Below are 9,235 nucleotides of genomic sequence, written 5' to 3'. Positions count from 1 at the left end.
CCCCCCGTCGCATGCCCTGGGTTCTGCCCCGCCAGCGCACATTGCGGCCCGCGCAGCCGCGCCGCTGCCGCCGCGCGGGCCCCCAGCTGTCTTCTGATTTTGCTATTATTATAATAGCTGTTTGCGCTTTATGGATAAGCGCTAGAGGCCTATTTGGCTTGTAATCAGGAGGCTGCGTGCACCCAAGCTGCGCGGCGCTGGATGTGTCCCGTGCCTTATGCGAATCGACCCCGCGCCCGCGCTACCTGAATGCGCGACGCGCCCATGCCATGGCTGGGCCAGCGCTGGCCAAGGTGTGCAGCGGTTTGCAGGCCGCAAGCCGGGCAGGCAGAAGATTTCCGCGCCTGCGCCGAAGGCCTTGTCTGTGGCAATGTCGACAGCACGCGGCCTCCCGCTGACGTTGTTCCCCTTTCACTGTTTCCCTTTTACTGTTTCCCATTCGTTTTTTACCCAGGAGAACCCCATGACACTGCACCGCATCACCCGCCCCGCACTCATCGCCCTTGCCCTGCTTGCCGGCCAGGCCCACGCCCAAGCCACTGCCCCTGTGGCGGTGGACGGCGCCTGGGCGCGTGCCACCGTGCAGGGCCAAAAGGCCACGGGTGCCTTCATGCGCCTGACTGCCAAAGACGGCGCGCGCCTGGTGCGCGCCGAGTCGCCAGCAGCCGGCGTGGTCGAAGTGCACGAGATGAAGATGGAAGGCGACATCATGAAAATGCGCGCCATACCCGCGCTCGACCTGCCTGCCGGCAAAACCGTCGAGCTCAAGCCCGGCGGCTACCATGTCATGCTGATGGACCTGAAGGCTCCGTTGGCCAAGGGCTCCAACGTGCCTGTGACACTGGTGTTCCAGGATGCCAAGGGCGCCGAAACCCAGCTGCCACTGCAGCTGCCGGTGGCCTCGCAAGCACCTGGAGCAGCGGCCTCCGGCATGGGCCAAGGCGCAGCGCACGGAAACAAGCACTGAGCACCGGGGGCTTTCCGGAACGCAAGGCATTGGAGTAAGCTGTGCCAACACGACGCCCTGCGGGGCGCGTGCCACAGACCCACCTATTGCGGAGCGGCCATGAGCGACACATCCAACTTCGGTTTCGGCAAATTCGTCCCCGGCTTTGACTTTCTGCAAAGCCTGGCCAAAGGGGCCTCCAGCAGCATTCCCCAGCTGCCCAACCTGTCGAACTGGGTGGCGCCCACCATCAGCGTCGAAGAGCTGGAAAAACGCATCGACGAACTCAAGGCCGTGCAGTTCTGGCTGGAGCAGAACTCGCGCGCCCTGACCGCCACCGTCCAGGCGCTGGAGGTGCAAAAGATGACGCTGGCCACGCTCAAGGGCATGAACTTCAGCATGGGCGACGTGGCCAGCGCCTTCAAGCTCAAGCCTGCCGACGGCGTGATGGGCAGCATGCAAAAGGCTGCCGAAACCTTTGCCGGCCGGGCAGCTGCAACTGCTGCAGCAACCCCCGCGCCAGCCGCCGCTGCGCCTGCGCCCGCAGAACCCGTCAAGCCAGCCCAGGCCGCACCGGCCGACGATTCCAAGGGCTCCCAGGCCCCCGAGCCATCCGTGGTGGACCCCATGCATTGGTGGGGCGCGCTGACCAGCCAGTTCCAGCAGATCGCGGCCAACGCCCTGAAAGACGCCGCCAAGCAGACCAGCATCGATCCCACCCATAACGTGGCCACCGGCCTGGCCAAAGAAGCCATGAAGACCGCCACCGACATGGCCAGCCAGTTTGCCGCCAAGGGCATAGAGACCATGCAGGCCGGCCAACGCGCTGCTGCCGGTGCGGCCAAAGCGCCCGCTGCCAAAAAGTCTGCTGCAAAAAAGGCACCTGCCAAATCTTCCAGCAAACCCGCCGCGAAACCCGCCGCGAAACCCGCCGCCAAAAAAGCCACGGCCCGCCGCGCACCGCGCAAGTCGGCGGGCTGAGATCACTGATCTGGCGGTGCTGCGGGCAGCGCCCGCCACTGCCCGAGAGGTCACACCATGAAACTATTTCCCACCGGCCATGCCACCCGCCCCCAGTGGCGCATGGCCGCCGCACTCGTGCTGGCCCAGTTGCGGGCCCAGATGTCCCTGCCCGAATACGCATCCGCACCCACGCTGGGCCTGCTCTACATCACCGACCACTACGCCAGCGAAGCGCAGGCGCTGTTCGACTATCTGAGCAGTGAACTGCCCGAGGTGACCGACTGGAGCGGCACCGTGGGCGTGGGCGTCTCGGCCAGCAACGCCGAGTATTTTGACGAGCCCGCGCTCTCCGTGATGCTGCTGGACGTGCCCGCCGACCAGTACCGCGTGTTTTCCGGTGTGGCCCCGTTGCCGCGCAATCCGGCCAGCGGGTTCGAGGCCTACACCGCGCTGGTGCATGCCGATGGCCATACCGCCGAACTGGCCGAGCTGCTGGACGAGATGGCTGCGCGCACCGCCACGGGTTACCTGTTTGGGGGGCTGAGCGCCAGCCGCAGCAACAACGTGCAGTTTGCGGTGGGGGGTGACGGCAACATGGCCGGGCAGGGCGGCGCCAGCGGGGTGTTTGACGGCGGGCTTTCGGGTGTGGCGTTTGGCGCCGGGGTGGCGCTGGTGTCGCGTGTCACGCAAGGTTGCCAGCCCGTGGGCGTGCAGCACACCATCACCGCGGCGCACGAAAACGTGGTGCTGCAGCTCGATGGCGAACCTGCGCTCGATGTGCTGCTCGGCACGCTGGAGGTTTCTCTGGACGGTGGCGACCCGCAACCCGCCCTGCGCAAGGTGCGCGCCACGCTGGCCGGGCTGGTCAATGCGGGCGAGCAGCCCCAGGGCCAGCGCCGCACGGGCCATTTCGGCACCGACACGCGTGTGCGCCACATCGTGGGCCTGGATGCCACCCGCCGGGGCGTAGCGCTGGCCGACCATGTGGAACCAGGAATGCACCTGACGTTTTGCCAGCGCAATGTGGCGGCGGCGCGCGCCGACCTCATGCGCATCTGCGCCGAAATCCGCGAAGAGCTTTCGCCCGAAGAGCTGGAGACCGCACCGTTGGTATCGTCCGATGCGCAGGGCGGACAACAGGCCGCAGCCCCTGGCGCCTCCGCTGCTGGTGCGCTACCACAGACGGGGCGGCGCATCTGTGGCGCGATCTACGTGAGCTGCTCGGGCCGGGGCGGCCCCCACTTTGGCGGCCCCAGTGCCGAACTGCAGATCGTGCGGCATGCGCTGGGCGATGTGCCATTGGTGGGTTTTTTCGCCGGCGGTGAAATTGCGCACCACCACCTGTATGGCTACACCGGCGTGTTGACGGTGTTTGTTGCCGCGTGATGCTGCGCGGGCAGTAGCGCCTGACCTTGCGTACCGTTGGCTTGGTGGTGCGCCGCTGGCCTCAGCCTTCAGGTCAGCAACCCGCGCGCCTGACAGTCATGGGCTTTCTGTCGAAGTTTGTCTGAAGCGCGGGCGATGCCCGTGGCCTCAGCCGCCTTCCGTGGGCAGTCCGCCAGCATCCCATTCGGGCAATCCGCCACGCAGCCAGTACACCGACTTAAAGCCTTTGGCAGCTGCCACCTTGGCCGCCTTGTAGGACTTCCAGCACTCGGCTCCATTGCAGGCAAAGATCACCGGCTTGGTCTTGTCGAGGGAAACCTTGTCGAACGCCTGAAAGTCGTCCTGGGCCGCGTTGAAGGCCACATCCTTGAGGCTTTTCTCCACGTAGGCGGCCAACACCGCGCCCCGGATGCGCTTGGCTTTGAATTCCTTCTCGGTGCGCGTATCCACCACCACGGCGCCCTGGGCCTGCAACTGCTGCGCCTCCTTGGCGGAAATGCGGGTCACGCCGGGCAGGCCGTTGGGTGTGAACAGGCCCAGTTCGGCCACGCGGCGGTATTCCTGGGCGTCGGGGCGCTGGGTGACCGGCGTCAGCCCGCTGGACACCGTGGCCGTGCCGAACCACTGGCCCAGCTTGCTGCGTGTATCGGCGGGCAGATCCTTGCGCACCACGATCGTGAAGCCGCCCGGCACCGGGTGCGAGGTGGCCAGCACGCGTGCCACGCCGGGGTGGCCCGCCGACCACTCGGCCCATTCATCGGCGCGCACCACGGTGGCGTCCGCAACGCCCAGCGACAACGCGGACAGGCCGGCTTGCGGGTATTTTTCATGCTTTACCGATTTCAGGTCCTGGAACGACAGCCCGGCTTCATTGAGCATGCCGCGCGCCATGTAGGTGTAGACCGAGTCCTGCTGCGGCAGATAGAGCCGCTGGCCTTTCATGGCCGCCACCGCAGGCACATTGGCTGCGCCGATCAGCAGGTATTGCTCGGATTTTTGCGTGGCACCCACCAGTTCATAGCCCCGCTGCAAGGCCGAGGCAGCAACCTGTGCAGGGCCGATGAACACGTCATAGCCCGCGCTGCGGGTGGCCCGCATCACATCGGCCAGGTCTTCGCTGGTGCTGAGCTTCAGGGGCTGGCCTGCTGCCTGTGTCAGGCCTGTTTCCAGCGCACTGCGGACGATGGTGTGGGCCGCCTTCTTGGCGGTGGGTTACACCGCCACGATGGCCGTCAGCTGGGCCTGGGCTCAGGGGCTGACGAGCAGACACGCCAGCGTGACAGCGGTCCATTGAAAGTTGCGGGGCATGGTTTTTCCTCTTGAATTGTTGAATGGCGGCGCTTCAATTTCACCGTGGCTTGCCGCAATGGACGGTGCGGCGTCGGATTCCACCACGGTGCGAGACCGCACCAGGGCGCGCCCTGCTTGGACCCCGCCGCAATCCGGCGCAGCCCGCGCTTTGGCCTGGCAACTTCCGGGCGTGCGCGTTTGCAACACGGTGAACCGTCTGGCAAATATGCCCCAAGGGTTTGACATTGCGAACACCTGCAGCGGATTTGTTGCACCTGTTTACATCTGTGCTCCAAAAGCGCTTCGCCAAAAACGGCTTCCCACACAAAATCCGCCAAGCCCCTTCTGTGGCGTCGGGCGATCCGGCGTTGCAAGACGGACTTCACCTGTTTCCTTTATTCCCGGAGGACCCTGCCCATGAAGAACCCGATGACACTGCCACGCCGCCACATGCTGGCCGGAAGCGCTGCCGCACTGAGCGCGCTGGGGCTGGCTGGCTGGACTGGCGTTGCACGTGCCCAGGCCGCAGCCACGCCCAAGCCGTTGCCCGGCTACGCCGGCTGGAAGAGCGCCAACGCCCTGATCGTGCACAGCGGCAACACCCTGGAAACGCGGCGCGCAGCCTTCGGAACCAGCGTGATCACGCCGTCGAACCAGTTGTATGTCCGCAACAATTTGCCCGCACCTGACGCCGCCGTTCTGGAGAACCGCGATGCCTGGACCGTGTCCATCGAGGGGGTCAAAAATCCGCGCACACTGAGCCTGGCCGAACTCAAGACCCTGGGCATCGACACCGTGGCCACGGTGCTGCAGTGCTCGGGCAATGGTCGGGGGTTCTTCCCCAGCAAGCCCAGCGGTACGCCGTGGACGGTGGGTGCCGCCGGTTGTGTGGTGTGGAGCGGTGTGCCGCTGCGCAACGTGGTGGCCGCCCTGGGTGGGCTGGTGGACGGCATGGCGTATGTCACCGGAACCGGTGGTGAAAAGCTGCCCGAAGGTGTGGATCCTCTGACCGTTCTTGTCGAGCGCTCGGTGCCCCTGAAGGCGCTGGACGATGCCATCCTGGCCTGGGAAATGAACGGCGAGCCCTTGTCGCTGGCACATGGCGGGCCGCTGCGCCTGGTGGTGCCGGGTTACCAAGGCGTGAACAACATCAAGTATGTGAAGCGGCTAGCGTTCACGCCGACACAGTCGCAGGCGCGCATCATGCAGCACGGCTACCGCATGTCGCCACCCGGCACCAAGGCCAGCCCGGACCAGCCCTCGGTGTGGGAAATGACGGTCAAGTCCTGGATCAACGGCCCGCTGCCCGAGCAAGGTCCCCTCAAGGCCGGTGTGGCGCAGATCCATGGCGTGGCCTTTGGTGGCATGCACGCCGTAAAGGGCGTAGAGGTGTCGGTGGACGGCGGCCAAACCTGGCGGGCCGCGCAACTGGTGGGCCCCGACCTTGGCCGGTTTGCATGGCGCCAGTTTGTGCTGCCAGTGCGCCTGGGGGCCGGTACCTATGTGCTGGCCAGCCGCGCAACCGACATGGCAGGCAATGTGCAGGCCCAGCAGCGCGAAGAAAACGTGGGCGGCTACAACAACGCCAGCTGGAGCGATCACGCCGTGACCGTGACGGTGGCCTGACGTGGCGGTGGCGACGAGGCGCTGGCTGCCACGCGCTTTGGCGGCGGGTGGGCTGGCATTGCTGGCGGGCGCCAGCGTGGCGGCCGACCCTGCCGAAATAGCGCGCGGCAAGCTGCTGTTCACCACCCTGCAGCCGGCCTGCGCCGTTTGCCACACCTTGCAGGCGGCCGGGGCTGAGGGGCAGATCGGCCCGGTGCTGGACGAGCTCAAGCCCGATGCCGACCGCGTGCTGCGCGCGTTGCGCAACGGCATCGGCGTGATGCCCTCCTACGCCGAAAAAATCAGCCCGCAAGACATGCAGGCCGTGGCGCGCTTTGTCGCGCATGCCACGGGTGCGGCATCGCCTTGAACGGGGCCGCGCTCGCCCGCCACAATTCTTGTGGCGGGCCTTTCCTGGCGCGGTGGTTTCGCTCTGGCGCCTTCCCTGTGAAGCGGCTGCAGCCGCTTCGTCCGTTTTGGGGGCTCATGCCACCTTGGCCGCGGGCACCAGCGCATGGGCGCCACGTCCTGCGGCCATTCCCTGGAACGCAAAATCCACCTCTGGCACGCGGCCGCTCACGATGTCGGCCAGCGCCTTGCCCGAACCGCAGGCGTGCGTCCAGCCCAGCGTGCCGTGGCCGGTGTTGAGAAACAGGTTGCCCACCTTCGTCTGGCCGATCAGTGGCACGTTGCTGGGCGTTGCGGGGCGCAGGCCGGTCCAGAACTGCGCCTGGCTCGCGTCGCCCGCACCGGGAAAGAGTTGCTCCACGCGGCGCACGATGGCGTCGCAGCGCACCTGGTTCAGGTTGCGGTCGTAGCCGTTGAGCTCGGCGGTGCCAGCAATGCGCAACCGGTCGCCGCCGCGTTCGCTGGTGTAGCGCGAGAACACCAGCTTGTACTCGTCGTCCGTCAGGCTCACTTGGTGCGCCCGGCTCGCGTCCTTCACCGGCATGGTCACCGAATAGCCCTTGGCCGGGTAAATGGGCAGGCGAATGCCCAGCGGCTGGGCCAGCAGCGGGCTGAACGAGCCCATGGCCAGCACAAAGGCATCGCCGCGCACGCGCTCGAAGCGGCCTTCGGCGTTGGTCACCTCCACATGGTCGATGCGGCCGCCCGCCTCGCGCAGCGCGGTGATGTGGTGCCCCAGGCGGAACTGCACGCCCGCCGCCTCGCACAGTTTGGCGAGTTCGCGCGTGAACTGGTTGGCGTCGCCCGACTCGTCCTCGGCCGTGAACGTGGCGCCCGCCAGCTGCGGGCGGATGTGGGCCAGCGCCGGCTCGATGCGCACGGCCTCGTCGGCGCTGATGACCTGGCGCTCGCAGCCCAAACCGCGCATCTGCTCGGCGGGGGCCAGAGCGCCGTCGAACTCCTTGGCGTTGGTATAAAAGTGCAGGATGCCCTGCGTGCGCTGGTCGTACTGGATGCCCGTGTCCGCGCGCAGTTGCTGCAGCACGCTGCGGCTGTAGGTGCCCAGGCGCACGATCTGCTCGATGTTGTGGCGCGTGCGCGCCGGGGTGCAGTTGCGCAAAAAGGACAGGCCCCACAGCCACTGGCGCATGTCGGCGCGGATGCGAAACAGCAGGGGCGCATCTTCCTGGCCCAGCCACTGCAGCACCTTCAGCGGTGCGCTGGGGTTGGCCCAGGGCTCGGCGTGGCTCACCGAAATTTGCCCACCGTTGGCAAAGCTGGTTTCGGCGCCGGGGGCGCCCTGGCGGTCGATGACGGTCACCTCGTGGCCGAGTTGCTGCAGAAAATAAGCCGAAGTCACGCCGAGCAAGCCGGCACCCAAAACGATCACGCGCATGATTTTCAAAGCCTTTCTGGGCTCTGGCGCTTGAAAGACGTGCGCTGGCAGCTATAGGTTCAATAGCGTACAGCTGGCGCATGACTGCCCAAGCTGCCGCTCCCCCTGTCCTTGGTACCTGAGAGATTCACCGCGCGGCCCACATGGCGCTCGGTTTGCTCCTTCGGTGCGCCACACGGGTGTGTGGCGGCTCTCCAGACGGCTTTGATGAATGGTGCAGTACGGGACCTGAGCGTGTATGGGAGTTTGCGCCTTCGGTGCAGCGGCGGGCTTGCGGCCCGCCATGCTCTCCTGCGGGGGCCATTCTAGGAGCGCGCTGGCGGCGGCGGGGTGGTTTTGCTGGCTAATGGGCAGCAATCGTTGCTGATGCTGGCGGGGCAGGACGGGCCTGCGCCTCGCCATAATCCGCCCAGCTTTACCCCAAGGACGCACGCCATGCCTGTTACCGCTTTTGACCCCTTCGCCAGCGCCGCCGTTATCACCATGGCCCGCCAGGGTCGCATGCCCCGGCCACTGGATTTGCCCGTTGCGCTGCGCCCATGCGATGCGGACCAGGCGTATGCCGTGCAGGACGCCGTGGTGCGCGAGCGCGGCGAGATCGCGGGTTGGAAGGTGGGGGCTGCTTCGCCCCAGGCGCTGCCTGCGCGCGCTGCACTCACCCGCGATTCGGTGTTTGTTGCGCCAGCCGGGCAGGCACTGAATCTGCCTGCCGCAGGCTTTGCCGTGATGGGAGTCGAGGCGGAACTGGTGTACGAGCTGGGCATCGATCTACCCGAGCGCCCAACGCCTTACAGTGCGGCCGAGGTGCTGGCGGCCATGGCATCCGTGCGTGCCGCCATCGAGGTGTGCGACACGCGCTTTGCCGCCTGGGCGCAGCAGGGCGCGTGGAGCCGCCTGGCCGACCAGGCCTGCCACGGGGCACTCATCGTGGGTTCGGGCACGGCCGATGTGGCTGCAGTGCAGCCCCTGGCACAAGGAGTGAGCCTGTCGGTGAATGGGGCGGTGGCCGTGCAGCACGCCACCTGGAGCAACCCGGCGGGCGACCCCCTGCGGTTGCTGACATGGCTGGCCAACGAAGGCGCGCGCAGCCTGGGCGGGCTGTGCGCCGGCCAGTGGGTGACCACTGGTTCATGCACCGGTACCGTGCTGGTGGCGCCGGGCACGGTGGTGGTGGCCGACTTCCCGGGCCTGGGCCGCGCCGAGCTTCAGCTGGGCTGAAAACCCGCCACGCCTGCACCCGG

General features: G+C 66.8%; 8 protein-coding genes and 1 riboswitch. Of the genes, 6 read left to right on the top strand and 2 right to left on the bottom strand.

The genetic code is table 11. The features are described from left to right. Positions 1–463 precede the first annotated feature (463 nt). The 3 genes from DTW89_RS11605 to DTW89_RS11595 all read left to right on the top strand — a co-directional run bounded on the left by DTW89_RS11605 (position 464) and on the right by DTW89_RS11595 (position 3,295). The gene (locus DTW89_RS11605) at positions 464–967 is read left to right on the top strand and encodes a copper chaperone PCu(A)C (protein ID WP_114656059.1); all 504 of its coding nucleotides are present in this window, start codon (positions 464–466) and stop codon (positions 965–967) included. A 99-nt stretch (positions 968–1,066) separates the two neighbouring features. Next, the gene (locus tag DTW89_RS11600) at positions 1,067–1,927 is read left to right on the top strand and encodes a PhaM family polyhydroxyalkanoate granule multifunctional regulatory protein (protein WP_114656058.1); all 861 of its coding nucleotides are present in this window, start codon (positions 1,067–1,069) and stop codon (positions 1,925–1,927) included. Between the two features lie 57 nt (positions 1,928–1,984). Beyond that, positions 1,985–3,295, top strand: coding sequence for an FIST signal transduction protein (locus DTW89_RS11595; protein WP_114656057.1), 1,311 nt, complete (start codon positions 1,985–1,987; stop codon positions 3,293–3,295). Positions 3,296–3,442: 147 nt separating this feature from the next. Here the strand turns inward: DTW89_RS11595 and DTW89_RS11590 are convergent, their stop codons facing one another. After that, positions 3,443–4,465 (bottom strand): rhodanese-like domain-containing protein, encoded by a 1,023-nt coding sequence (locus DTW89_RS11590; protein WP_269089844.1) that lies wholly within the window; start codon positions 4,463–4,465, stop codon positions 3,443–3,445. A 537-nt stretch (positions 4,466–5,002) separates the two neighbouring features. Between DTW89_RS11590 and sorT the strand changes: the two genes are divergently transcribed. Beyond that, positions 5,003–6,211 (top strand): SorT family sulfite dehydrogenase catalytic subunit, encoded by a 1,209-nt coding sequence (gene sorT, locus DTW89_RS11585; RefSeq protein ID WP_114656056.1) that lies wholly within the window; start codon positions 5,003–5,005, stop codon positions 6,209–6,211. Between the two features lies 1 nt (position 6,212). Next, positions 6,213–6,560 carry a SorU family sulfite dehydrogenase c-type cytochrome subunit gene (gene sorU / locus DTW89_RS11580; RefSeq protein ID WP_114656055.1) on the top strand — a complete coding sequence of 116 codons (348 nt, stop codon included), beginning with the start codon at positions 6,213–6,215 and terminating at the stop codon, positions 6,558–6,560. Positions 6,561–6,674: 114 nt separating this feature from the next. Here the strand turns inward: sorU and DTW89_RS11575 are convergent, their stop codons facing one another. Beyond that, positions 6,675–7,994, bottom strand: a complete 1,320-nt coding sequence (locus tag DTW89_RS11575) for a D-amino acid dehydrogenase (protein ID WP_114656060.1) — start codon at positions 7,992–7,994, stop codon at positions 6,675–6,677. A 95-nt stretch (positions 7,995–8,089) separates the two neighbouring features. Continuing rightward, positions 8,090–8,202, bottom strand: a riboswitch (glycine riboswitch). A gap of 227 nt (positions 8,203–8,429) precedes the next feature. On the opposite strand from DTW89_RS11575, the gene DTW89_RS11570 reads away from it, so the two are divergent. Next, positions 8,430–9,212, top strand: a complete 783-nt coding sequence (locus DTW89_RS11570) for a 2-keto-4-pentenoate hydratase (RefSeq protein ID WP_114656054.1) — start codon at positions 8,430–8,432, stop codon at positions 9,210–9,212. Positions 9,213–9,235 lie beyond the last annotated feature (23 nt).

Origin of the sequence: Acidovorax sp. BoFeN1 (genome assembly GCF_003345135.1) — a bacterium.
Lineage (GTDB): Bacteria > Pseudomonadota > Gammaproteobacteria > Burkholderiales > Burkholderiaceae_C > Acidovorax > Acidovorax defluvii.
This window is presented reverse-complemented; position numbering and strand designations above follow the sequence as displayed.

Bases quoted from the DNA above. Each gene is read 5' to 3' on its own strand.
- sorT (WP_114656056.1), top strand. From the start codon at position 5,003: ATGAAGAACCCGATGACACTGCCACGCCGCCACATGCTGGCCGGAAGC.
- DTW89_RS11600 (WP_114656058.1), top strand. From the start codon at position 1,067: ATGAGCGACACATCCAACTTCGGTTTCGGCAAATTCGTCCCCGGCTTT.
- DTW89_RS11605 (WP_114656059.1), top strand. From the start codon at position 464: ATGACACTGCACCGCATCACCCGCCCCGCACTCATCGCCCTTGCCCTG.
- DTW89_RS11570 (WP_114656054.1), top strand. From the start codon at position 8,430: ATGCCTGTTACCGCTTTTGACCCCTTCGCCAGCGCCGCCGTTATCACC.
- DTW89_RS11595 (WP_114656057.1), top strand. From the start codon at position 1,985: ATGAAACTATTTCCCACCGGCCATGCCACCCGCCCCCAGTGGCGCATG.
- DTW89_RS11575 (WP_114656060.1), bottom strand. From the start codon at position 7,994: ATGCGCGTGATCGTTTTGGGTGCCGGCTTGCTCGGCGTGACTTCGGCT.